We start from the raw sequence: 25,307 nt of genomic DNA, 5'->3' as shown, positions 1-25,307 counted from the left end.
TTTTCAGTCCGCCTGACCTGGCAGCTTACAGACAAATGAGTAACAGCCCGACAAAAGTTGTAAACTCACGCCCTGAGGGTGTTTTTCTACACTGAAAATACCATCGCACTCATCTAACGCCCTGCCGCTTTCGGTAACCATTTCAGTATCCTGCACGGGCAGGACTACTGTGGCGCTGGTATTCGCCGGAACCCTGGCCTGATAACGCAGTTGTCCGGCTTCGGTTTGCCAGTTGCTTTGGATTTTGCCATAGGGCGAGTCATAGTAAGCATCTACCTGTGTGATGCCCCGCTGATTATCAATACCGGGTTTCAACAAAAAATGCTTAAAGCCCGGTTTGTCTCGTTGAATGCCCGCCGAATGACAAATCATCCATTGTGCGACTGCGCCAAAAGAATAATGATTGAATGAATTCATGCCGTTATTACCGGCAAACCCATGTTCAACGGTATAGCCATTCAGGCGTTCCCAGATAGTGGTTGCCCCCTGAACAACTGAATAAAGCCAGGACGGATAGGTTTCGCTTTGGATCAACCGGTAGGCAGTATCGCTGTAACCATTTTCAGTGAGTGCATCAGCCACCCAGGCAGTGCCAATAAACCCGGTCATCAAAGAATATTCAGGGCGCTCTATGCCGCTATCATCTTTGTTTTTAGACTTTACTGTCCGGTCCAAATGGGCCGCCATGGTCGCTGTCAAAGAGTCGTCAAATGCCCCCAATGCCAGCCCTACTGCATAGGCGGTTTGTACATCCGCTTCCTTAAATTCAGGGGTGCAATCCGATGGCTCCCAAATATTGCCGTAAGTCAGCCAGCCAACCGCCTTTTTATCCGGAGACACAAAGGTATCGTTGAAGAACGCTTTGCGGTTCAGGTGTTGGCGATGAAACCTTGTAGCCTGCTTTTCGTCCCCAAGAATGCGGGCGACCTGCTGCATGATATTCAAAATATAAACCTGATAGACGGTAGCCAGAAATGCAGAACCAACCTGCTGATGTTGCGGCCCAAGCCAGTCGCCTAAGCCGTCATCGGTAATAAATCCGCTGTTTTCATCCGTGACACTGTCCAGAAAGTCCATATAGGCCTGCATTGACGCGTAATGCTCCGCCAGTAAGCCTAAATCGTTGAATTGCAGGTATGCTTCCCAGGCCAAAGTGATACCAGCACTGCCCCACAATATACCGCCAAAACCACCTCCTATCGGGGCGATGTCGGGGTATCGGCCTGCAGGGCTTTGAGTGTCCCGCATTGCTTTGAGATAGCGACGAATAAACTGCGAAGAGTCACTGATAAAAGTGGCACTGCGTCCAAACACATTAATATCGCCGGTCCAGCCCATACGCTCATTGCGCTGCGGGCAATCGGTGGGCACCGACAGAAAATTATCAATATTGGACCAGACGATATTCGACCAGAGCTGATTGACGTTTTTATTTGAGCTTGTGTAATTGGCGGTCAATCGTGACACGGAACTAATAACAATGCCTTTAACTGCAGATAACGGCAAAGCCTCGTCAATACCGGTAATTTCAATGTACTGAAAACCATGAGAAGTAAAACGCGGCTGAAAACGTTGCGGCCCCGCCTTCATGATATAAATATCCTGACTCAGTGCTGAGCGATAATTTTCAGTCAGAATCATGCCTACATTGGGGCCGGATTCAGGTAAATCCGGATACAACATTTCGGCAAAGCGCAGGGTGATTTGCTGACCTTCGTTGCCATTCTCAAAATCAAGTTGTGGCACACCCACGATATTCTGACCTATGTCATAGACGAACACCCCGGGCCGGACTTCCTCAACACTTTGCGCATTCAGCGTCTTAAATACCCTGGCTGGCTCACCAACCTGCCCCTCCAGAGCCATGTTTTCATAGCTCAGATGCTGAGCTTCAATCATCATGCTGGGCCGACTACCGGAGGTAGCAGAGTTTTCCAACGGCACCTGCCGGGCAGGTACCCAACCATCCGCGTTAAATCCCGCCTGACTCCAGTTGCTTATTTCAGCTTCTTTGCGGGCATCATAGACTTCCCCCATCGTCAGACTGCTGTAGGTAATGGGTCCCTGATTAAAGAACTGCCAGTTTTGGGTATCGGTGTTAAACACCAATTCGGTACCGTCAGCTAAGGTAACCACCAGCATCGCCAGCAGCGATTGCTGATCGCCAAAGCAATGCCAGGTATTACCGTAACTTAACAGCCCGCTCCACCAGCCTTCTGCCAGCATGGCACCCATGGCATTATTGCCCGATGAAATATAGGACGACACATCATAGGTCTGGTACAGATGGGTTTCATTGTATTGTGTCAGGCCCGGATTATAGTAGTCGTTTCCAATCCGATGGCCGTTGATATAAAACTCGTAGATACCGCGGGCAGTAACGTAAAGACGCGCCCTGGCGATTGTCTTGCCTTGCAGATCGAACTCAGAGCGCAACATCGGCATACCATTTTGGCTGGGATCTGCCACGATGAAGGTGCCTTTAGTGCCACCTGAAATCTGGTAGCGCTGGTTTTCAACCCGGAAATGAGGGGATGCTTGATGTGCCGCAAATATGCCGCTGTAAGGCAAGTTCAGGGATTCGGAAAACACATTGTTGTTGGGCGCATGGATATTGCTGACCCTCAGATTACTAAAGCTGGCGTGTTGCTCTGGCTCCACCCTAAATCCGATTGCGTTCAGCATCCCGTAGGGTAACGTATCGTGATCGCCGCCTTCCTCATTTAAGCAAACCCTGGCACCATGCATCATGGGGGCACGGGCTTTTTCTGAAAACAATACCGGCGTTTTGGGTCGTTGTGCCCCAAGATAAAAATCGCTATTGCCGTCAAGCTGTATGGTCAGGGTGCCATATTCATTATGAATAAACAGATGGTGTAGCGCGTAACGGTTGTCCTGGTTAATCACCTGGTGTTTAATTCTGAACTGCGCCACAGGCAATGCCGGGTTATCTTCGGGTAGATAACCGGCGCGATATATGTTCAGCCGGGCATGACCCTGCACCTCATCCAGCCCGGCAATATCCAACTCAACACGGAAATAACTTTCATTAAGAGCACTTTCCTGCTGATAGATGTTTTTATACTTGTCCAGAAAACGAGGGTCATTGGCTGCGAATATAATACTGGCACACTGGCTCCCCGGCGCAATTTCAACATCCACAGACAAGTCATACAGTGGCAAGTAGTCGGCATACAAAGGCTTGTCATTTTCACCGCCGCCAATCCACTGTGCCCCTTGCCAGGCGCTGATATCCGAATTCATCAGACCGGTTTCAAACCAGGATTCAGCTTCGCTGACTTGCGAATCCTGATCCCAAACCGCCACCCGCCATTGGTAGCGGCTGCGGGGCTGAAGAGATTTGCCCTGATAAAGGATATGCACCGACTGATCACTACTCACTTCACCGCTGTCCCAAAACAGCACACCGGCATCATTACACACTGTAATACGGTAACCCAGTTGTTTCTGGCCGCGGCGTTCTGGTTGATGACGCATCTGCCAACTGAAGCGTGGCTGCAGTACATCAATACCTAACGGGTTCGCCTGGTACTCAACTTTTAAATTATCGGGCTGCATACTACTCAACGTCCAGTTTGCGCCAGAAAACACTTCCGCTAAGCTCTTATATTGGGTATCAGCCTGCGTGAATCAGAAAATGTATCCGGACCTGTTATCTCTGCAAGGGCACTCAACCTGCAACATTTTATCAACATATTGCACCTGTTGCCGAAGCACCATGCTCCGAATATTACAACAAATGACTTAAATAGCAACATTTTGATTACATGCGATTGAAAAAGGTTCAACAAGAATAATTCAGACTTATGGCTGCTCACAAGGTACCTAAAAACCTGCCAGAAACAGCCTGAACACCCTAAAATAAAAGCCACCAGCCCATTGCTACAGATTTTTATCTTGCGCCACATTAGCGCCACCTTCGATAAAAACAGTGATCTAACTGACAGTCAAGAAAATGAAACAACAAAACCAAATGACACCTTATGAGCGATATTGATTATTATTATTGATTTTAACATTCTGACTCGCTAGTCTGATATCTATGATAGCAGACGAAACCTTCAAAAAAGCCACAGGGGGTCGTCACAGAATAATGAGATAACATGAAAACCAGTCAAGGCTCGTTGCACCGCTTGCAGGTTGAATACCGTCAAACCCCCTTGGGTATTGACGTCACTCAGCCGCGCTTCAGTTGGCAAATGGCTAATGTCAGGGGGATACGCGGCCAATATCAGCAGGCCTATCGCATCCTGGTAAAAAACAGCAAGGGCGAAGTCGCATGGGATTCCGGCAGGGTGTTCTCATCTGACTCTTTACACATTGTTTATCAGGGCTGGCCCCTGCAGGCTTGCACAACCTACAACTGGGCGGTCACGGTTTGGGATCAAAATGCAGACACTCTTGAAGCCGAATCGTGGTTTGAAACCGGCCTGATGAATTCTGACATCAGCGCGTGGGAAGGTGCAAAGTGGATTGGTGGTGACGACAGCGATTTGTGTTTATACGCTGATTATCTGCCGCTGTATAATCTGTCGGCAGATTTGCGTATTGACCCCGGCAGCACACGGGCTTCAATACTGCTGGCCGCCAATGATCCGCGACTGTGTCACAAAGACAAAAACATCTATCAACTGCACAATAGCGTAAATCAAAGCTATTTCAGGGTAGAGCTTGATGTGGGTGAGATATCCCGTCGGGGTGGTTTTGCGCATTTGCGCTTTTATCGGGCCGGTTACAGTGCCGATGATGTGCCCGACAAACCACTATTTGATTATGTTGTAAAACCCGCGGTTATTAGCCACCACAATCAACATCAGTTTCATCATCTTTTGATCCATAACGCCTATGGTACCTTGACGGTGCAGCTAAATAATCAGGCAGATTTCTACCTCAACACTGTCGCACAGCCGCCGGGCGATCCCAGATTTCCGCCACTCAGGCCACTGCTTCAGGGTGCCAGAGCACCGTTAAATCCCGCCGGGAACGATCATCGGGTAATAACCTACGGCATGCTCAATCATATAGGCTTTTTAATAGAGCCAGGCCAACAGGCCCAGGTTAAAAACCTTGCAATAAACAACGTCCACGCGCCGCGCAACACCCTGTTCAGAGAGCATCCGACGCCACACCAAAGCATCTTTTCCGATCAGATAGTGGCGGGTTCTTTTGTTATTGAAAACGGGCACTATGCGCTGACTGGTGGAGTTGACGGGCTTTGTATACTGGCGAATCCCAGCCGCAACAGTATGCCTATGCTACGCCGGGAGTTTGCTCTAAAAGCGCAGACAATCACCAAAGCTCGTCTGTATGTTACGGCCAGAGGCATCTATGAGTTTTTCATTAATGGCCAGCGAATAAGCAACGATTATTACAACCCGGGACTGACCCAGTACAACCGCACGCATCTGTACCAAAGCTATGATGTCACCGATCTTCTCCGTACCGGTAGCAATGCAATGGGGGCTCAGTTAGCCGAGGGATGGTGGAGCGGGATGCTGGGCTTTGGCAACACCTGGCATGGCTTTGGCGACCGGCAATCATTGTTGGTAAAACTGGTTGTCGAGTATCAGGATGGCAGCCGCGATGTGCAGGTTTCGGATGATCAGCACTGGCAATTTTTTAACCAAGGTCCGGTAGTGTACGGCAGCCTGCTCCAGGGTGAAGTGTATGACGCAAACAAAGCGCACTCAGTCGCTGGCTGGAGCGAGCCGGGTTTTAATACCGCACGCTGGACACGCACCCACGAAGTTCCGCTAACAGGCACAGTGACGCATGGGACACATCCGAATCTCAGGCAAAAGCCACAACATTTAGACTTCACTCAACAGGCACTGATTGGGCAAATAGGGGAGCCGGTCCGTGAGTTCAAAGTAATCAGCGCCCGGGAAGTCCGGCAGGTGCGCCCCGGGGTATTTGTTTACGACCTTGGGCAGAATATTGTCGGAGTGCCGCGTATTGACTTTAACCAAGGCCAAGCTGGGCAGGTTGTAACCCTGCGTTACGCAGAAATGTGTTATCCGGACCGCCCGGAATCAGGCGCCAATGCCGGTATGATTCTGACCGAGAATTACCGCGCAGCCCTCAGTCAGGATATATACATAATGAAGGCGGGCAAACAGTGTTATCAGCCCAGATTTACCTTCCACGGGTTTCAGTACATCGAAATAACCGGCATCGAAATTGCGCTGCCACTGACAGCTGTGCAGGGGGTTGTGATCAGCTCCATTGCCGAATTAACCGCCGGATATCAAAGCACTGACACCGGGTTGAACAAACTATGGTCAAACATTGTGTGGTCAAATATTGATAACTTCTTATCTGTGCCCACCGATTGCCCGCAGCGCAATGAACGAATGGGCTGGTCGGGAGATATCAGCGTGTTTAGCCGCACGGCGTCTTACATCAGTGATTGTTCTCAGTTCTTGCGCCGACATTTGATAAGTATGCGCGATACCCAGTTTGACAACGGGCGCTATGCGGATATTGCGCCGATTGATGGCGGTTTTGGCGGCCTGTTATGGGGCTGTGCCGGTATCGTATTGCCATGGGAAATCTACTGGCAATTTAATGATATTGGGATACTGGCAGAAAACTATACTGCCATGTTGAACTACCTGAATTACCTGGATACCACACTCGACCCGGCCTCCGGACTAAGCCGCGATCAGGAGTTGGGGGACTGGCTGGGACTGCAAAACCAACAATTAGGGGCAGCCTTTCCGGCGACGGCTTATCATGTGTATGCTTTGGGCATCGTCGCCAAAACTGCCGCTTTGCTGGGCCACGAAGAGGATGCCGCTTCCCTGAAAGGGCGCTACCACAAGCGCAAAGCATTTCTCAATACCCTGTTGGCAGATACTGCCGACACACAGAGTTTTTATGCCATTGGATTAGCCCTTGGCGTTTTTGAAGACCAGGATACCGCCCGTTTTGCGGCCAGCCTCAATAACTGCGTAACACGACAATCCAGTGACGACAACGGCATAGTGCGACCGGAATATTCCCTGATGACCGGGTTTATCGGCACGGCATGGATAGGAGATGCGTTGAGCGCCCATGGCTACGGTGATACTGCCTACCGGTTATTCCTGAACGATCAATACCCGTCATTACTGTATTCAGTGCGTCAGGGAGCATCAACAATTTGGGAGCGTCTGAACGGCTATACCACTGAACATGGTTTTGCCGGTAACAACAGCATGAATTCTTTCAATCATTACTCCTTTGGCGCCGTCGGACAATGGCTGATGAGTCACTCAGCAGGCATTCAGCGGGCAACACCAGGATTTAAAACCTTTGCGCTTCGGCCCGAAATCGACGGCAACGGTCAAATCTCAGCGGTAGACGCCTGGTACCAGTCACCCTATGGCAAGATCACCAGTCACTGGTGGATAGAAGACAACGCATTGCACTATAAAACAAAAGTGCCGGCCAACACGACAGCCACCCTGCATCTGCCGGTAACAGACACAAAGGCGATCACCGAATGCGGCACTGCATTACAAGACAGCGCTGGTATTTCTGCTATTCAACACTGTGATGGTTTTATCAGTATGCAATTGCAATCAGGTGAGTATCACTTTAACTGTCAACACACTACAAAACCCTAACAGCGCAAAAACCCCCAACATTCGCCCTGCTAAAACCCACAATTCAACTTGTGGTAAAGGATTTGTTACCATTTTGTGAGCTATTTTGAAAACTTATGAGTTACTTTGTCTATTTTTGAGTTGAATGAGCGGCGAGTGAATGATAATGTTAAATCTGATGTTAATAAAATGTGACCCTGTTGTACGACAGTAATCACTCAGAGTTACAAGTCAGCAACATTAAACAACGTAACAGGTTGGTTTTTCCGGCCTTGCTCCAATGCAAAAAGGCACAGCACGAAAGCGACTGGCGTTACCCGTGCTCAGGCGAACCGGTTACAGTATAAATCTGAATTTAAGGTGGTATGTAATGAATGCTCTTTTACCAAAAGGCGAAATTAATAGCGAATGGACCGGTGGTTTCTGGGAAGAAAGATGGAATTTTTGTCGGGACAAAATGGTCCCGCATATGTGGAGCATTCTGGACAACAGGGAAGTCAGCCACTGCTGGGAAAACTTCCAGCTGGCGGTGGGTGAATCAGACAATGAAGGCGGACACTCTGGCCCTCCTTTTTGGGATGGTGATCTGTTCAAATGGTTGGAAGCGGCGATCAGGGTCTATGCCAATTCAGACAATGAAGAATGGCTGAAGCGCCTCGACTACATTATCGATACCATCGCCAAAGTACAGCGCGACGATGGCTATATCTTTACCATGGAAGCCATTGAACGCGCCAGAACAGGGGAAACCAATCCGCTGGAAGATATCAATAACTTTGAAGTGTTTAACATGGGGCATTTAATGAGTGCCGGGGTTATACATTACAGAATGACCGGCGAGACTAAACTACTGGACCTTGCCAAAAAGGCGGCAGGCTGGCTGAAGACCCAATTTGACAACCTTGAAGAAGCGACTCCGCGTACAGCGGTTTGTCCGTCTCATTACATGGGCCTTGCAGAGCTGTATCAGGCAACCGCCGACGAGCAGTATCTCAACCTGCTGGAAAAACTGATTTTGTTAAGAGATATGGTGCCTGACGGTACCGATGATAATCAGGACAGGCACCCGCTCAAAGAACATCGTGAAATCTTGGGTCATGGCGTGCGCGCCACGTATCTTTATGCCGGACTGACCGACCTGTATTTGGGCAAAGGCGACGAAGATTATCGCGCCGTTTTGGAGGCAGTGTGGCAGGACATGGTGTCCAAAAAAACCTATATCACCGGGGGTTGCGCACCACTATATGATGGTGTGTCGCCGTACGGCGGTGATGACTATGACGCTATCCAGCGCACCCATCAGTCTTTTGGTCGGGCGTATGAGCTGCCAAACATCAACGGTTACAATGAAACCTGTGCCAGTATTGGTAGTTATTTATGGGCCTATCGTATGGTGAATGCGTTTCAGCACGGCAAATACGCAGATCAGATGGAACGGGCACTGTACAACAGTACCATCTCCGGAATTAATCTGGATGGCGACAAGTATTTCTATACCAATGCCCTGCGTTGTGTTCACGACCACGATTTGCCCTATGATCTAAAATGGAGCCGTCATCGCGAGGACTTCCTGTCGTCTTTTTGCTGTCCCCCGAACGTTGTGCGCACCATTGCGGAAACACAAGATAAGGCCGCGGTAGTGTGGGAAAATGGCATTGCATTTCTGATGTACGGTGACAGCAGAACGGCGGTGACCCTGGCTGATGGCGGCAAAGTTACAATGAAAGTCAGCAGCGATTACCCCTGGCAAGGCGATATCGCATTTGAAATTGAATCCATTGACGCTGACGCTCCCTTTTCTGTGTACTTGCGTATCCCGGGCTGGGCAGAGTCCTATCAGGTGCAGATTAATGGACAACAAGCCACGCACCTGGAACAGGCTCACAATGGCTTTATCGAAATTAACCGACAATGGCAGGCGGGTGATAAAATAGCACTGTCGTTGCCAATGGAGGTGATACTCAACGAATGCCATAACCTGGTAGAAGAGAACCGCAACCACCTCGCGATAACGCGCGGACCACTTGTCTATTGTCTGGAAAGTGCCGACATTCCTGAAGGTTGCAGCGTTGCCGACCTGCATATTGATCCCAATTCAGCATTCAGTTTCGAAAAGTCCCGCATCAGCGGTGTTGATTTAGGGGTATTGAAAGGCACACTCTATACCCGCAACCCCAGAAACGACTCGCCAGAGGTGCTTTATAAAAAGTACCAGGCACCAACGTTTAAACAGGTAGATGTTACCCTTGTGCCCTATTTTGCGTGGGATAACAGAGACAAGGGCGAAATGACCGTGTGGCTGCCAATCTTGCCGGTGCAAAACTGAGCACCGGGCTGAACAAGTCAGAACAGCGTTGTTAGTACTATGACTAAATTACAGGTACCAAGATGAAAACTGAATGGGTAAATGGCTGGCGTGTTGTGTTAGCCGGATCAGTGGGCATGGGTACGGGTCTCGGCCTGTACTCGATGCTGAACAGTATTTTTATTATTCCACTGCAGGCGGAATTTGGTTGGGAGCGCGCCGACATGGCGCTGAGCAATATCATTGGCGTGCTTTCATTGTTCACCTTGCCAATACTCGGCATGATCGTTGACAAGTATGACAGTCGGCGGGTGGCCTGCATTGGTATGGGCTTCCTGGGGTTAAGTTATATCGCCCTAAGTCTGCAACCCGGCTCAATATGGGTTTATTACGCCACGCTACTGGCAATGACCTTCCTGGGCCAGACCACCGGACCAATGATTTTTAGTAAAGTCGTAAACACCTGGTTTAACTCCTCCAGAGGATTGGCGCTGGGGGTAACTATGTCGGGTATCACCCTGTTTAGCATGGTGCTGTTCCCCCTGCTCAATTATGTTAACGAGACCTGGGGATGGCGTGTCGGCTTCATGTGTTTTGCCCTGGTTCCTTTGGTAATTGGTTTACCGATTGTGGCCTGGGCACTTAAACCGGCACCTGCTGGGTACCTGTCCAGCATCTCGCAAGACACCAGCGGCAATGATATTCAGACCGGTGGAATGGCCATGAAAGCCGCGTTGCGCAGTGCCAAATTCTGGCTATTGGCCGCCGCTTTAGTGACCTCAAATGTGGCAGTCGGCGGAATGATGCATCAATTGCAACCCCTGCTAATCGATCAGGGATTCACCTCCACTGAAGGCGCCAGTCTTGCGGTGTTCTTTTTTGTCGGCATTTTTGTTGGCCGACTGAGTTCCGGCTGGCTGCTGGATCGTTTCTGGCCGGCGGCAGTCGCGGCCCTGTTTCTGCTTACCCCTTTAGTGGGCATATTCATTTTCCTGTCTGATGCACCGGCAGTCTTTTGGTTAGGTGTGCCGGCAGTGTTTTGTTTCGGCCTGGCTCAGGGTGCAGAGGTAGACTTTATGGCTTATCTGGTACCCAAGTACTTTGGTCTGGTTAACTATGGAAAACTGTTCGGCATTTTGCTGTTCATTCTTGCAGCATCGCTGGCTTCCGGTAGTTATATCTACGGCTATATTTTTGATTACTTTGGCAATTATCACTTTGCGTTATTGCTGGGGGCAGCCTGCTTTATCAGTAGTTCGGGGCTTTTCCTGATTGGTGGCATCATAGGTGAGGATTTTGATCACACTAAAGTTGCCACTGCCGCCTGACTGGCGTTTAATGTCTGCACAGTTGTTTCCGGCAAGCGGGAAACGGCTGATAACCCTTTAATGGCCCCTGCCCGTCATTGTTCTGATGGGTGGGGTTGGCACTAACAGGCTGACAGTAGCCACATCGAGATTGATATGAAACCGATATCCCTGAGTCTGGTGCTTTTCACGCTGCTGCTGAGCAGTTGTCAATCGCACTCACCCCGTTCATCCCTGCCCAAAGTCAGTGTCCAGCTGTGGTCTGTCAGAACACCACTGACAGAAGATTTTGACAACACCATAGCTCAGTTGGCAAAGCTGGGGTTTCAGGGGGTGGAACTGGCGGGGTACTTCGGTCCTTATGAAGATGATCCGTCGGGTTTTTTGGCCTTACTGGCGAAACACAAGCTGGTTATCAGTTCGGCACACGTCAGCACCACCGATCTCAGTACACAAAACATAAACGCCACGATCGAAAAATATCGGCGCTTAGGTGTAGATACCCTCATTTTGCCATCTGACAAGCGTTCTGACGATGCAGAGAATATAACGCGCTTTATCGATGAACTTAACCGAATTCACGGTCAGCTAACAGATGCCGGTATGCGCTTTGGCTTTCACAATCACGACCGGGAATTTACCCAATATAAGCAACACACCTTTTGGGATGAGATCGCACAAAATACCGACCCCGCGTTTATCCTGCAACTGGATATCGGCTGGGTCAATCGCGCCGGATTGCAACCCTCAGAGATGATCAAAAAATATTCCGGGCGTATGCAACTGGCGCATTTTAAGGCAAAACTCAATGCCCCCTCAAGTGACAAGCGCCCCATTATCGGGGAAGACGATCTCAACTGGAATTCGATCCTGCGGGATAGTATTCGCTACGGCGGCATAGAATGGCTCGTTGTTGAGCAGGAAGAATATCCGGACAATTTAACGCCGCTGGCGAGTGTGGCCCTGTCAAAGCGCGGCGTGGATAACGCAATAGCGGCAATTCGCCAGAACGGGCACCATAGTAGAGATTAAGCGCCCGTGTCGGTGTTTTTTCTGGCTATTTTGCTGTGCAGGGATCGCCGTGAGGAATAAATTCAACCACTTCCAACCCGAATCCCGACAGCGCCATAAAACGCACCGGCGCACTGAGCAGGCGCAGCTTGTTAACCCCCAGATCCCGCAAAATTTGCGAACCGGTACCCACCAGTTTGTAGCCTGCTTCCTGATTTGGTCTGCGTTTTTGGCCACTCACTAACCGCTCTATTTCACCTTCCAGATCAGAGCTGGTTTGGGCATGATCTATGTAAACCAGTACACCCGAACCTTCTTCACTGATGCGGGCCAGGGCCGCCCGGCAATCCCAGGCCGTGCCATCGTCATCAACGCCTTGCAGGGCGAAAATATCCCGGGTTGCATTGCTGACATGCACCCGCACTAACGTCACGTCCTGTGCACTGATGTCACCTTTTACAAAGGCAAAATGGCGTTCATTGGTGGCGTTATTCAGGTAGGTTTTCAGTAAAAACTCCCCATACGCCGTCTGCACTGTTCGCTCGCGCACACATTCTATCGTGCGCTCCGTATGTATGCGGTGTTGAATAAGATCTGCGATGGTGCCGATTTTGATATCATGGGTTTTAGCGAACACTTCAAGGTCGGCGCGGCGGGCCATAGAGCCATCATCGTTCATCACTTCAACAATTACCGCTGCCGGTTCAAGGCCGGCAAGTTGTGCCAGGTCGCAACCCGCTTCCGTGTGACCAGCCCGGCTAAGTACGCCCCCTGCACGGGCCATAACAGGAAAGATATGCCCGGGTTGCACAAGGTCCTGCGCCGTTGCATCCGGTGCAATGGCGGCCTGAACAGTGCGGGCCCGATCCGCGGCGGAAATCCCGGTATCAATGCCCTCTGCCGCCTCAATGCTGACGGTAAAATTTGTGCTGTGCTGACTTTTGTTATTTTGCACCATTAACGGCAATGCCAGATGGCGACAACGCGCTTCAGTCAAGGTTAAACAGATCAAGCCACGGCCATATTTTGCCATAAAATTAATCTGTTCGGCTGTGACAAACGAAGCGGCGACTAATATATCGCCTTCGTTTTCACGGTCTTCATCGTCCATCAGTATGACCATTTTTCCCCGGCGAAAGTCATCAATGATTTCGGCATAACTATTGAGTTGCATAAGTATCCTGTTGAGAAATAATACCCGTTACCAGAAGCCCAAACGCAAAACTACTCCGGTGCACACACCGGAGTAGTTTCGATTCGCTTTGTTACTGAGGCGATAAACTGTGGTTGCTATTCGTAAGAACGAAACAGAGCGTCTCTGGCAATATTGGTAGCAGCAACGGCGTCCTGGCGCTTTTGTGCGTCCTTCATGGCTTCGAAATCCAGGTTGTCGAGTGCCTGCTCGATGTGTTTTAAGAAGCTGATGGCACTGTTTGCAGTCGCAACCGGGTCTTCGCGAAACGGGAATTGATCCAATTGCCAGACACCTTCCCAATTGTTCTTTCTCAGGGTGTAGAAAAACTCAAACAATTCCATCGGATGCACAGAACCGGCAATCATATCATCGTCCCAGGCACGGAAATTATCGTTCACGTCCATACCAAACAGGCGACCGTGATCAATGGCCAACTGGGCTGCATCTGCAGGTGACTCACCACCGTATAAGGAATGACCGAAATCCAGCAAGATACCCACGTTCGGCAAGCCCATTTTCTCAATGCCCAACAATGTTCTGGCAGCACTGTCATAGCTCATGTGCGCGCGCGGTTCACGCGGCTTATACTCAATGACAAACTTGAGATCCGGGTTGTCACTGGCAACGGCAGCGATGCCCTCGACACTGAGCTGCCAAATTTCTTTGTGATCCACCTGAAAAGGATAATCCCAGCCGTCCTGTCCCGGCCAGAGTTTGACATAATCAGCACCAAAACGTCTGACCACATCCGCGGCCTCGTTAACCATGTCACTTGCAAGACGACGGATGCCTGCATCAGGGTTGGTAAAAGCCCCTTTGGCAAACTGGCGGGTGTATATTTCCGGGGTAATGCCCACCACTGATAAGTGATTTTTCTTTAAAGCCGCTTCAACCTTGTCTAAGGACAAAGACTTATCAACAAACGGGAAATTGATATCCACAACGGATAAATCATCCACCTGCCCCGCCAAATCAATCATTTCAAGCAGGCCCCGTGCCGGGCCATAGCCATCAGTTGCATAGCGGTCAACATAGCTTGCAAAGTGCCAGATACCGGCACCGAATTTTTGCTTCGTCTTCATTTTTGTATCCTTATACATATCAAGTTGTAACCGGGTCAGGATGCAATAATGACTTCCACCCCGATGTCTTCAATTTGTTGTTGCTGCTCCCGGGTAATGCCGCTGTCAGTTACCAGCATGTCGACCTGTTCCAGCCCCCCGAGTACGCAAAATGAACGCAAACCGATTTTGCTTGAATCCGCCACCAGACAAATGGATTCAGCGGATTTCATCATGGCCTGTTTCACCGCAATATCCGACAACGAGGGATACGACAGACCGTGTTTTATATCCAGCGCGGCCGTAGCCAAAAATAAACGCTTGGCATACAAGCCATTAAAATAATCAGCCGAGCGTTCACCACTTAACGACAAGGTAGGCGCTTTAAAATGCCCGCCTGTCATGTGCACATCAAAGTTGCGGTCGCCACCCAACATCAGAGCAATATTGAGTGCATTAGTGATCACCGTGATCTCTTTTCGTCCAAATAAATTAGCCGCAACTTCCGTTGTGGTTGAGCCGGAGTCCAGAATGATGGTTTCACCATCCTGCACTAACGCTGCGGCAGCCAGACCAATTTTGTGTTTGGCTTCGCGGTTTTCCTGGTGTTCCAGGGTCATCGCCCGCACCTGTTCAGGAACTGATTTCAGGTAAGCGCCACCGTGTTCCCGCACCACGTGGTTTTCAGCTTCCAGCTTTTCCAGGTCCTGCCTGATGGTTACCTCTGAAACCCCGAAGGCTTTCGCCAGTACCTGCACCCGACCACTGCCCTCTTCCCGCAGCCATTCCAGCATTTTCTTGCGCCGGGTTTCGCCTAAACCCCTGCTCTTTGTTTTTTTATCTTTCATGAACGTCAGTTCCCATTTTTTACTCGCTCTTATTGCATCGCTTCCGAAGCATTCATCGCCGCTTCAGCAGAGCACAGCCCTGTCAGCGCGTATTGATTTTGGTTTGGATAATCCTGCGAGCCTAAATGTAAACCTGTTTACGCGTCATGCCTACATCTAAACACCCATTTACGAAAAACGCAAGCATTCGAAAGTTTATTATTTACGATACAACTGGATCAAAGATTGCTTTCGGAATATATTGAATATAGAACAGTAACTGTAAATCAAAGTTTGAAAGGGTATTTTATGTACACAAACGAACAGCTAACCCTTAAGTCACTGCAGTATCGGCACAGTATTTTGCGCTGGATTAAAAATGCGGGTGCCGGGCATACAGGGGGGAGTCTTTCCTGCATAGACATATTAAACGTCTTGTATAACCGCATTCTCAATGTGTCACCGGACACCTTCACATCACCGGATCGCGACCGATTTGTGCAAAGTAAAGGGCATTCGGTTGAGGCACTATTTGTGGTACTTGCAGACCAGGGTTTTTACGATGAGAAAGAACTCGAAAGCTTGTGCGCCTATCAGTCGCATTTTGTCGGCCATCCCACCAGAAAGGTACCAGGTGTAGAGCAAAACACCGGCGCCCTGGGTCACGGATTGCCCATTGCAACGGGAATGGCCATAGGAGCACGCAAAGACAACCGTAACTTTCGGGTATTTACGCTATTGGGAGATGGCGAAATGGCGGAAGGCTCTAATTGGGAAGCCGCCATGGCAGCGTCTCACTATCAGCTTGATAATTTAACCGCCATTATTGACTGCAATAGTCTGCAGATCTCCGGTCGCACCTCTGAGGTGATGAACAACGAACCACTGGCCGAAAAGTTTGCCGCCTTCGGATGGGCGGTCAGCACAGTCGATGGTCATAATTTAACGCAACTCAGTGCAGCATTGGCCGCACCACTGCAGGCCGGTAAGCCCAGCATGATTATTGCGAAGACAATCAAAGGAAAAGGTGTGAGCTTTATGGAAGACATTCCCAAGTGGCACCATGGCGTGCCATCGGACGAAGAACAAATCATGGCACTGAAAGAAATTGAAACCGCGATAGCAAAACTCACGGAGGGTTCTTTATGAGTGCACCAGCGCCGTCAATGTATTCCCCAAAAGCGAAACAAACCGCCGAAAATCTCGGCCTGTCGATGGGCAAAGCCAACCTGGAAATCTTTGCCGCCACACTACAGGATCTGGCTACACAGGACAGGCATATCCTGGCCGTCACCAGTGACTCCCGGGGCTCAGGTAAACTGGCTCCCTACGGGCAGGCACTGCCAGAACAAATTGTGGAAGTGGGCATTGCCGAGCAAAATCTGGTGGGTGTGTCTGCCGGTCTTGCATCAGTAGGCAAAAAAGTCTTTGCCGTCTCTCCTGCCTGCTTTTTAACCGCGCGCTCATTTGAACAGGTTAAAAATGATATTGCCTACTCGGATAATCCGGTTACTCTGGTGGGTATCAGTGCCGGCGTCAGCTATGGTGCGTTGGGTTCAACGCATCATTCGCTACACGACATTGCAGCATTGCGGGCAGTTAACAATATAACCATTATGTCGCCTGCAGATAACTATGAAATGCAGGAAGCCGTCAAAGCGGCGGCGCAACTGGCATCCCCGGTGTATATCCGGGCAGGAAAAGCACCGTTGTTTAATTTGCCCGGAAATGACCCCTTTGTGCCAGGTCGCTGTCGGGTGGTGAAAGACGGCCAGGACGCTGCATTTATCGCTACAGGAGAAACTGTCATTCACGCTTTACTGGCAGCTGAGCATTTACAACAAACCGCAGGCATATCATGCCAGGTGATCAGCGTACCGACGATAAAACCGCTGGACTCAGCCGGTATTCTGCGTTGTGCCCAGGAGTGTGGCGCGATACTCACAGTTGAAGAGCATATGGTCAATGGTGGATTGGGCGAAGCCTGCGCCGCAATCATTGCCCAGTCCAGCTATAAGCCGCGCTTTAAAATCATGGGTATTCCGGATGAATACACGGTAACAGGAAGCCAGGCTGATATTTTTCGCCACTATGGCATGTCGATGGAAGGCCTTGCCGAATCCATGCTAAGACTCGTGAACAATTAACTATGTCGATGATAATTACACTGGACCAAAGCACCTCTGCCACCAAAGCACTGCTGTTTGACAGTTCAGGCGCGGTGTTAGATAAAGCGGTACGGGAGCACAAACAGCACTACCCGCAACCGGGTTGGGTTGAGCATGATGCCGAAGAAATTTGGTTAAACACCCTGGCCACCGTAAAACAGTTGCTGCAGCGCCATCACAACAGCCTCGACCAACTTGTTGGCGTGAGTATCACCAATCAACGTGAGACGGTGGTGATATTTGAACGCAGCTCCGGCAAGCCACTATACCCAGCCATTGTTTGGCAATGCAGACGCAGTGAGCCGGTTTGTGAATCTCTTAGCGCCGCCGGGCATGACGGGCTGATCCACGAGCGTAGTGGCCTGAAGCTGGATCCTTACTTTTCCGGCTCGAAACTCTTGTGGATGATGGACAATCATCCGCAGCTCAGGTCCAGACTTGAGAGTGGTGAAGCCTTGATTGGCACCATTGATAGTTACCTGATTTACCGGCTTACGCAGGGTCAGGTGTTTGCCACAGATCCAACCAATGCCAGCAGAACGCTGCTGTACAACATTCATGATCTTCAGTGGGATGAAGCACTGTGCTCGCTTTGGCAGGTACCCATGAGCGCCTTGCCGGAAGTCAGAGAGAGCAGCGCCTTTTTCGGCGAAACTGATTTTGCCGGTATCATATACAAACCACTGCCTGTGGCGGGTGTTATGGGTGATTCTCAGGCTGCGCTGTTCGCACAACAGTGTTTTGCTCCCGGTGATGCAAAAGCAACATTGGGTACGGGCTCGTCAGTATTGCTGAATATCGGCAACAAACCACGTTTTTCAGACCAGGGCGTGCTCACTGCTTTGGCCTGGGTCCAGGATAATGAACCTGTGTACGCGTTTGAAGGCATCATTATCAATTCAGCGTCAACCCTGAACTGGCTACAGACACAACTGGGATTGGCGCAAGACGTTGCGGAAATTGCAGAGCTTGCTGCGCAGGTGTCAGATAGCGGCGGTGTATATCTGGTCCCGGCATTTTCGGGGCTGGGACTGCCCCACTGGGAGCCCGGTGCGCGGGCCGCTATTGTCGGCTTGTCCAGTCACTCAGATCGGCGCCATGTCTCAAAAGCCGCACTTGATTCTATCGCTTATCAGTTGCGGGACGTACTTGATGTGATGCAGGCCGAAAGTGGCATTGCCATGCAGACCCTAAAAGTGGATGGCGGCCCAACGGCCAACCAGCAACTCATGCAATTTACTGCAGATATGATTGGCACAGACCTGCAGGTATCAGCCACTCCCGAATGCTCTGCGTTGGGAGCGACCATGATGGGATTGCTGGCACTGAAAATATACCCCTCAGTAACGGCGTTTTCAGATACCGGGTTTAACAAGCCCGTGCTTCAACCCCGCATGTCTGAAACCGACGTCAACCGCATGCTGGCCGGCTGGCGCGCGGCTGTTGCTCAGGTGTTAACCGGTAAAAAATCAGTTTAACTGCCTACCGCTGCCATTCACTATCACTTGGCAGTGGTACCCACTCTGGCCGGTCAGGCCTCAACTCCCTGCCCGGTTCAGCGCCCCGGTTAACAGAATGAGCAGATATCAGCAGCAGTTAAATGGCTTTTCGCTCAAATTTAATCATATGACCACACCTTGACTGAATATGAGTTGATTTTTCCGCTTTTTCACAGGGTTATTTATCGGATTAACCTCAGCACATTGTGTTTTAGCCTGCCTGTTTATCATGCAATACACCACCAGCCAGATTGCTTTTTCTTCTTGTTAAAAAAAGTCGCGGCGATACGGAGATCAGTTGCCAGACCGGAAAATCAGTGCAATACCCCTGTTGTTTTGCGCTACATCCTGTTTCGATAGACACAATCCCTGAATCACAGCCAGTGAAATTGTAAAATATTTGGGAATGTTATGTAAATTTTTGCCACCTTTGTGATTGAATATGATTGACAAAGACCGATTTGGATGTATATTGAGTCACAAATGAACTATAGTTCTCACAATTTTCCAGTTCCAATTATTTAACATCACAGGGTGCTCATACATGCCTTATCAGCCAGATGAATACAAACACGTAAAATACCTATGGGAAGACGAGGTAGCCGATCAACTCAGCCCCGTTGAAAACCTGGTATATCGCTCCAACAAGCTGGGTGAAGATCAGCGAATTACGAATACCGGCGGAGGCAATACGTCAGCAAAGTTAACAGAAGTTGATCCACTGACCGGAAAAGAAGTGGAAGTACTTTGGGTAAAAGGCTCGGGCGGCGATCTACGCACCTCAAAGGTAGCCAACTTTTCATCCTTGTATATGGATAAACTGAACGCTCTTCAAGACATCTACCATGCCGCTGATGAGGTTGGTGTAAAAACACCAATAGAAGATGATATGGTAGAGATGTATCGTCACGCAACGTTTAACTTAAACCCCAGAGCGACCTCTATCGATACACCGCTGCATGCTTTTATTCCGTTCAAACATGTTGATCACATGCATCCCAATTCAGTGATTGCCGTTGCAGCGAGCAAGAACAGCAAATCCCTGTCACGAGAAATTTTCGGTGAAGATTTAATTTGGACTGAATGGCAACGGCCTGGCTTTGATTTGGGTTTAAAACTGCAACAGATTTGTAGAGAACATCCCTATGCCAAGGGCGTAATTCTTGCGGGACATGGCGTGATCAACTGGGCAAATGATAGTAAAGAGTGCTATCAGCTTAGTTTAGATATTATTGAAAAAGCAGCACGATATATTGAAAGTCATGATAAAGGCGAAATGACCTTTGGTGGTCAGAAATATGCCGAACTCGGGCAAGCTCAAAGAGAGTCAGTACTGGCAGAAGTGCTACCGTATTTACGCGGTTTAGTGTCTGCAGAAAGTAAACTTATTGGTACCGTGCAATATGACGATGATGTGCTTCGATTCGTGAATAGTGTCGATGCACAGCGTCTTGCAGATTTAGGGACCTCATGTCCTGACCATTTTTTGAGGACCAAAATAAAGCCACTTTACGTCGACTGGAATCCGGAAACTGATTCAATAGAGCACCTTAAAAGCTTGTTGGCGGAAGGCATTACTCAATACAAAAAAGATTACCGTGCTTATTATGAACAATGTAAACACGATAACTCCCCAGCACAACGTGCATCCTCACCTTCAATCTGTTTGATTCCTGGTGTAGGAATGGTAGCGTGGGGTAAGAATAAATCTGAATCCCGGGTAACAGCAGAATTTTACAATTGCGCAATTGAAGTTATGCGCGGCGCTGAAGCGATTGATGAATACGTTGCCTTACCTCAACAAGAGGCCTTTGATATAGAGTATTGGCTACTTGAAGAAGCCAAACTACAACGAATGCCCAAAGAAGCACCGTTGGCACGAGATGTTGTGGTAGTCATTGGCGCCGGAGACGGGATCGGCAAAGCGACAGCCCATCGGGTTGCGCGTGAAGGAGCCCATGTTGTTTGTGCTGATTTGCGCTTAGACAATGCCAAAGCGACAGCTGACGAGTTGGAAATACTATATGGTAAAGGTATTGGTGTGGCGGGCACTGGCATATCTTCTTGTGGCCCAGCTATTGCTGTTGAAGTAGATATCACCGATCGCAAAACCGTTGAAGCATTGTTTGCCAAAGTATCTCTCGCTTATGGTGGTATTGACAAGGTCATCGTTACAGCAGGAGTATTCATTGCAGAAGGCGCTGATTTAGCCAAGAACGATGAAGTATTTGAGCTAAGCTTTAATGTCAATGTTAAAGGTGGCTATGTCGTTGCCTCTGAAGCTCAAAAGGTTTGGGAAAAGCAGCAATTGAAAGGCATGATGGTACTAACTACAAGCGTCAACGGTGCTGTGTCTAAAAAAGGATCACTGGCTTACGATACCAGTAAATCGGCGGCTAACCACCTGGTACGTGAGCTGGCAGTAACACTGGCTCCGCTGGTTAATGTCAATGCACTGGCGCCGGCAACCGTTGTGCAAGGAAGTAGCATGTTTCCACGAGAGCGCGTTATTTCGTCATTGACCAAGTACAATATTCAATTTCAAAATTCAGAATCTACCGAAGAGTTACGTACACGACTTGCCGAATTTTACGCACAGCGAACATTGACCAAGTCACCGATTACTCCTGAAGACCAGGCAGAAGCCGCCTACCTTTTGGTCTCCGGTCAGCTGAGCAAAACAACCGGGCAAGTGCTGAGTGTAGACGGTGGTCTGCATGAAGCATTCCTGAGATAAGAGGTAAGTTATGTTACGAAGAATTGATGCAGTCATAATCAGCGATGACAATAACAAGCAGAAAGCGGCACTGGATGCAGATTATGCCGCACTGGGGGATAAGCTTGCCCGGAACAATATCGATATTGATGCGATTACTGCGTTGGCAGGCAAATTTCAGATTGCAGTGCCCTCCTGGGGCACCGGCACAGGTGGTACCCGCTTCGCCCGTTTTCCGGGTGAAGGTGAACCGCGAAATATCTGGGAAAAGCTGGAAGACTGCGCGGTGATCAATGAGTTGTCGGGCTGTACCGATAGTGTCTCACCACATTTTCCCTGGGATACCGTTGAGGATTTCTCAGCGCTTAAACAAAAAGCGGATGAATACGGCATAAAATGGGTGTCGGTAAATTCAAATACCTTTCAGGACCAGCCAGGACAGGCGGTGTCGTACAAGTACGGCAGCCTGAGCAATACCCAACAAGCAGCCCGTGAACTTGCTATTCAGCACAACCTGGATTGTATTGAATACGGGAAACAGCTTGGTGCTAAAAGCCTGACAGTGTGGGTGGGTGATGGCTCAAATCACCCTGGGCAGCAACATTTCCAACGGGCCTTTGAACGCTACCTCGCCAGCATGGAGGAGATATACAAAGGCCTGCCGGATGACTGGGAAATGCACATCGAGCACAAAATGTTCGAGCCGGCTTTTTATTCCACGATTATTCAGGACTGGGGCTCTAACATTCTGGCCGCGATGCACCTGGGACCTAAATGCAAATCCCTGGTGGATCTGGGTCACCATGCGCCCAATACCAACATTGAAATGATCGTGTCACGATTAATTCAGTTTAAAAAACTGGGCGGATTTCATTTTAACGACAGTAAATACGGCGATGACGATTTGGATAGTGGCTCATTGCACCCGTACCAGCAATTTTTGATTTTCAATGAACTGGTGGATGCCGAGCACCGTCAGCAAGCTGAGTTCAATCCCGCTTACATGCTGGACCAGTCACACAATGTCACCGACCCGGCCGAAAGCTTGATAAATTCAGCGATTGAAGTGCAACGTTCCTATGTCAAAGCTTTACTGGTAAACCGCGAAGCACTGTACGGTTATCAGCAAGAAAACGATGCCTTGATGGCCTCATTGGAGCTAAAAAATGCGTTTAACCTGGACGTATCACCGATACTGGCAATGGCCCGCTACCAAAAAGGGGCCGCGATCAATCCATTAGGTGTGTATCGCAGCGCCGGGTATCGCGCGGCCATGGCAGAGTTGCGACCCCGTGACCCGAATGCCACCGGCTCTGGTATTGTGTAATCTGAAATTGTTTATTACAGGCGGTATGTACCGCAGGTTTCCTTGCAGGCAGCTTCCATTTGGCGGTTGCCTGGTGAAACACAAAAACGGAAAACAACCATGCGATTAAGCCAGTGTTATAACTTCCATGATTTTCGCAATCTGGCACGTAAACGCTTGCCCGGCCCGATTTTCAACTATATTGATGGCGGGGCGGATGATGAAACCACACTGCGCCGCAATACAGACGCATTTCAAAGCTGTGATCTCATTCCCCGGGTACTCACTGGTGTCAAAGATATTGATTTGGGTGTGAACGTCATGGGGCAGGAATTAAAACTGCCGGTATATCTGTCACCAACCGCCCTGCAACGCTTGTTCCATCATCAGGGTGAGCGCGCTGTGGCTGCTGTCGCAGAACAGTTTGGCACCCTGTTTGGCGTGTCATCGCTGGGCACCGTCAGCATGGAAGAAATAGCCAGGCAATACGCCACACCACAGGTATATCAGTTTTATTTTCACAAAGATCGCGGCCTCAACAAGGCCATGATGGAGCGCGCCAAAGAGTCAGGCATTCAGGTTATGATGCTGACCGTAGACTCCATTACCGGCGGTAATCGGGAACGGGATCTACGCACCGGATTTTCCATTCCGTTTCGACTTAACCTGGCCGGATTGTGGCAATTTGCCAGTAAGCCTGCGTGGGGAATAAACTACCTGACTCATGAGAGATTCGCCCTGCCTCAGCTGGATGCGCACATTAAAATGAAAGGCGCCACCAGCTCAATAGGGGATTATTTTACCAACATGCTGGACCCGTCAATGAACTGGCAGGACGTGGCCGAGATGGTGAAATTCTGGGATGGTCAGTTTTGCTTAAAAGGCATTATGAGCGCCGACGATGCCCGGCGTGCTGTGGATATTGGCTGTACCGGCATAGTGATCTCCAACCACGGTGGACGTCAACTGGATGGCTCCCGCAGTTCTTTTGATCATTTAGCGGAAATAGTTGATGCCGTGGGTGATCAAATTGACGTGCTGTTCGACAGTGGCGTTCAGCGCGGCACTCATGTTTTAAAAGCACTGGCTCTGGGCGCAAAAGCCGTGGGTTTGGGCCGCTATTACCTCTATGCCCTGGCAGCCGCCGGTCAAAAAGGTGTGGAGCGTGCCATGAGCCAGATGGTGGCAGAAATTGAAAGAGACATGCGCTTAATGGGTTGCAGTAAAATTAGTGACTTAAATCGCGACCATGTGCGCTTTCGCTAATTCGCGTTAACCATTTCCCGCCAAAACTTATTGCAAAACAGTGGCCCACTGCTGGGTAAGATGCTGAAAGCGGGATTGCAAGCGAGGAGTCATAAAATCAATAAAGCTTCGCTGCTTTACCGGCAAAACGGGCTGTCGAACATACAAAAGACTGACAGGCCAGGGAGAAGGCGCATTACTTTGCAAAACCAACCTGAGTTCTCCACTTAACAACCATGGCAACGCCTGATAAGACAATAGCCGGGCAATACCTAACCCTTCCCGGGCGGCTTGCAGTGAGACTTCAATAGAGTTCGCTCTCACCCTTGTGGACACCGGAACTATCACTTCCTTATTGTTGTCATTAAAGCGCCACTGTGTGGCTGAATCTAAACCTTCGAAAGAAATACATTGATGATGAGACAAGTCCTCAGGTTGTGACGGCGTTCCCATGCTGGCAAGGTAAGCCGGGCTTGCGCATAGTACTTTCTGGACCGTGCCCAGAGACTTTGCCACTAACTCACTATCTGGTAACTCTCCAACCCGAATTGCAATATCAACAATATCCTCATACATATGCAAATTTTGGTCAGTGAGTATCAGTTTGACACTGACATCAGAATAGAGCTTGAGGTACTCAGTCAATAATGGGAATACATGCATGCGCCCCATGATGTTGGGAGCAGTCACAGTCAGGCATCCTTTGGGATCCTGATATTCACCTTTAGCATCTCGCTCAACCTCTGAAACCATCGATAGCAATTCCCGGCAAGACTGCAAGTACTTACTACCAGTATCAGTCAAGACAAGATTTCGAGTGGAGCGACGCACCAACTGTACTCCGAGGTAATCTTCCAGCTCTCTAACCTGGCGGCTTATCGTCGTCTGTGGTTTGTCTAGTTTTCGCGCGGCAGCGGAAAAACTTCCACTCTCCATAACCGTAACAAACACGTCCATTGCTTTAAGCCTGTCCATGCACTCCTCCAAAAAATGACTAGGTGCTAAACGTATATGACCACTACACGAGGTTTTTCAACGAGCATACAGTTAAGCGGCG

The 25,307-nt window shown here is 49.5% G+C and carries 15 protein-coding genes; 10 read left to right on the top strand and 5 right to left on the bottom strand.

Annotation, left to right across the window (positions count from 1 at the left end; all coding sequences use genetic code 11):
- Positions 1-3: 3 nt before the first annotated feature.
- On the bottom strand, positions 4-3,579 hold the full coding sequence (locus ACXAD8_RS16150) for a family 78 glycoside hydrolase catalytic domain (RefSeq protein ID WP_475230807.1): 3,576 nt from the start codon (positions 3,577-3,579) through the stop codon (positions 4-6).
- A 545-nt stretch (positions 3,580-4,124) separates the two neighbouring features.
- Here ACXAD8_RS16150 and ACXAD8_RS16145 point away from each other — a divergent pair.
- From ACXAD8_RS16145 to ACXAD8_RS16130, 4 genes are all read left to right on the top strand, one after another.
- Positions 4,125-7,631 (top strand): family 78 glycoside hydrolase catalytic domain, encoded by a 3,507-nt coding sequence (locus ACXAD8_RS16145; protein ID WP_475230805.1) that lies wholly within the window; start codon positions 4,125-4,127, stop codon positions 7,629-7,631.
- Positions 7,632-7,980: 349 nt separating this feature from the next.
- A complete protein-coding gene (locus ACXAD8_RS16140; RefSeq protein ID WP_475230803.1) occupies positions 7,981-9,936 on the top strand; it encodes a glycoside hydrolase family 127 protein in 1,956 nt (651 codons plus the stop codon).
- Between the two features lie 62 nt (positions 9,937-9,998).
- The gene (locus tag ACXAD8_RS16135) at positions 9,999-11,243 is read left to right on the top strand and encodes an MFS transporter (protein WP_229529785.1); all 1,245 of its coding nucleotides are present in this window, start codon (positions 9,999-10,001) and stop codon (positions 11,241-11,243) included.
- A gap of 135 nt (positions 11,244-11,378) precedes the next feature.
- Complete coding sequence (locus ACXAD8_RS16130; protein ID WP_229529784.1) at positions 11,379-12,254, top strand: sugar phosphate isomerase/epimerase family protein; 876 nt, start codon at positions 11,379-11,381, stop codon at positions 12,252-12,254.
- Between the two features lie 25 nt (positions 12,255-12,279).
- On the opposite strand, the gene ribBA is transcribed toward ACXAD8_RS16130, so the two are convergent.
- The 3 genes from ribBA to ACXAD8_RS16115 all read right to left on the bottom strand — a co-directional run bounded on the left by ribBA (position 12,280) and on the right by ACXAD8_RS16115 (position 15,337).
- Positions 12,280-13,407, bottom strand: coding sequence for a bifunctional 3,4-dihydroxy-2-butanone-4-phosphate synthase/GTP cyclohydrolase II (ribBA, locus tag ACXAD8_RS16125; RefSeq protein ID WP_475230801.1), 1,128 nt, complete (start codon positions 13,405-13,407; stop codon positions 12,280-12,282).
- 116 nt (positions 13,408-13,523) lie between these two features.
- Positions 13,524-14,510 (bottom strand): TIM barrel protein, encoded by a 987-nt coding sequence (locus ACXAD8_RS16120; protein ID WP_475230799.1) that lies wholly within the window; start codon positions 14,508-14,510, stop codon positions 13,524-13,526.
- Between the two features lie 35 nt (positions 14,511-14,545).
- Positions 14,546-15,337: a DeoR/GlpR family DNA-binding transcription regulator gene (locus ACXAD8_RS16115; RefSeq protein ID WP_475230797.1), complete on the bottom strand. Its 792-nt coding sequence runs from the start codon at positions 15,335-15,337 to the stop codon at positions 14,546-14,548.
- A 288-nt stretch (positions 15,338-15,625) separates the two neighbouring features.
- On the opposite strand from ACXAD8_RS16115, the gene ACXAD8_RS16110 reads away from it, so the two are divergent.
- The 6 genes from ACXAD8_RS16110 (at position 15,626) to ACXAD8_RS16085 (ending at position 24,271) form a co-directional block, all read left to right on the top strand.
- Positions 15,626-16,465, top strand: a complete 840-nt coding sequence (locus ACXAD8_RS16110; RefSeq protein WP_475230795.1) for a transketolase — start codon at positions 15,626-15,628, stop codon at positions 16,463-16,465.
- Positions 16,462-17,463, top strand: coding sequence for a transketolase family protein (locus ACXAD8_RS16105; RefSeq protein ID WP_475230793.1), 1,002 nt, complete (start codon positions 16,462-16,464; stop codon positions 17,461-17,463). Before ACXAD8_RS16110 ends, ACXAD8_RS16105 begins: the two co-directional genes overlap by 4 nt.
- Positions 17,464-17,465: 2 nt before the next feature.
- A complete protein-coding gene (locus ACXAD8_RS16100; RefSeq protein ID WP_475230791.1) occupies positions 17,466-18,962 on the top strand; it encodes an FGGY family carbohydrate kinase in 1,497 nt (498 codons plus the stop codon).
- A 565-nt stretch (positions 18,963-19,527) separates the two neighbouring features.
- Positions 19,528-21,720, top strand: coding sequence for a bifunctional rhamnulose-1-phosphate aldolase/short-chain dehydrogenase (locus ACXAD8_RS16095; protein WP_475230789.1), 2,193 nt, complete (start codon positions 19,528-19,530; stop codon positions 21,718-21,720).
- A 10-nt stretch (positions 21,721-21,730) separates the two neighbouring features.
- Complete coding sequence (gene rhaI / locus ACXAD8_RS16090) at positions 21,731-23,026, top strand: L-rhamnose catabolism isomerase (RefSeq protein WP_475230787.1); 1,296 nt, start codon at positions 21,731-21,733, stop codon at positions 23,024-23,026.
- A 99-nt stretch (positions 23,027-23,125) separates the two neighbouring features.
- Positions 23,126-24,271, top strand: coding sequence for an alpha-hydroxy acid oxidase (locus tag ACXAD8_RS16085; protein WP_475230785.1), 1,146 nt, complete (start codon positions 23,126-23,128; stop codon positions 24,269-24,271).
- Between the two features lie 27 nt (positions 24,272-24,298).
- Here the strand turns inward: ACXAD8_RS16085 and ACXAD8_RS16080 are convergent, their stop codons facing one another.
- Positions 24,299-25,225: a LysR family transcriptional regulator gene (locus ACXAD8_RS16080; RefSeq protein WP_475230783.1), complete on the bottom strand. Its 927-nt coding sequence runs from the start codon at positions 25,223-25,225 to the stop codon at positions 24,299-24,301.
- Positions 25,226-25,307: the final 82 nt, after the last annotated feature.

Source organism: Planctobacterium sp. AWH2_060 (genome assembly GCF_056158425.1).
This window is presented reverse-complemented; position numbering and strand designations above follow the sequence as displayed.

Excerpts from the sequence above, each read along its gene's own strand:
- ACXAD8_RS16140 (WP_475230803.1), top strand. The coding sequence starts at position 7,981 with ATGAATGCTCTTTTACCAAAAGGCGAAATTAATAGCGAATGGACCGGT.
- ACXAD8_RS16080 (WP_475230783.1), bottom strand. The coding sequence starts at position 25,225 with ATGGACAGGCTTAAAGCAATGGACGTGTTTGTTACGGTTATGGAGAGT.
- ACXAD8_RS16085 (WP_475230785.1), top strand. The coding sequence starts at position 23,126 with ATGCGATTAAGCCAGTGTTATAACTTCCATGATTTTCGCAATCTGGCA.
- ACXAD8_RS16105 (WP_475230793.1), top strand. The coding sequence starts at position 16,462 with ATGAGTGCACCAGCGCCGTCAATGTATTCCCCAAAAGCGAAACAAACC.
- ACXAD8_RS16095 (WP_475230789.1), top strand. The coding sequence starts at position 19,528 with ATGCCTTATCAGCCAGATGAATACAAACACGTAAAATACCTATGGGAA.
- ACXAD8_RS16100 (WP_475230791.1), top strand. The coding sequence starts at position 17,466 with ATGTCGATGATAATTACACTGGACCAAAGCACCTCTGCCACCAAAGCA.
- rhaI (WP_475230787.1), top strand. The coding sequence starts at position 21,731 with ATGTTACGAAGAATTGATGCAGTCATAATCAGCGATGACAATAACAAG.
- ACXAD8_RS16110 (WP_475230795.1), top strand. The coding sequence starts at position 15,626 with ATGTACACAAACGAACAGCTAACCCTTAAGTCACTGCAGTATCGGCAC.
- ribBA (WP_475230801.1), bottom strand. The coding sequence starts at position 13,407 with ATGCAACTCAATAGTTATGCCGAAATCATTGATGACTTTCGCCGGGGA.
- ACXAD8_RS16115 (WP_475230797.1), bottom strand. The coding sequence starts at position 15,337 with ATGAAAGATAAAAAAACAAAGAGCAGGGGTTTAGGCGAAACCCGGCGC.
- ACXAD8_RS16145 (WP_475230805.1), top strand. The coding sequence starts at position 4,125 with ATGAAAACCAGTCAAGGCTCGTTGCACCGCTTGCAGGTTGAATACCGT.
- ACXAD8_RS16150 (WP_475230807.1), bottom strand. The coding sequence starts at position 3,579 with ATGCAGCCCGATAATTTAAAAGTTGAGTACCAGGCGAACCCGTTAGGT.
- ACXAD8_RS16135 (WP_229529785.1), top strand. The coding sequence starts at position 9,999 with ATGAAAACTGAATGGGTAAATGGCTGGCGTGTTGTGTTAGCCGGATCA.
- ACXAD8_RS16130 (WP_229529784.1), top strand. The coding sequence starts at position 11,379 with ATGAAACCGATATCCCTGAGTCTGGTGCTTTTCACGCTGCTGCTGAGC.
- ACXAD8_RS16120 (WP_475230799.1), bottom strand. The coding sequence starts at position 14,510 with ATGAAGACGAAGCAAAAATTCGGTGCCGGTATCTGGCACTTTGCAAGC.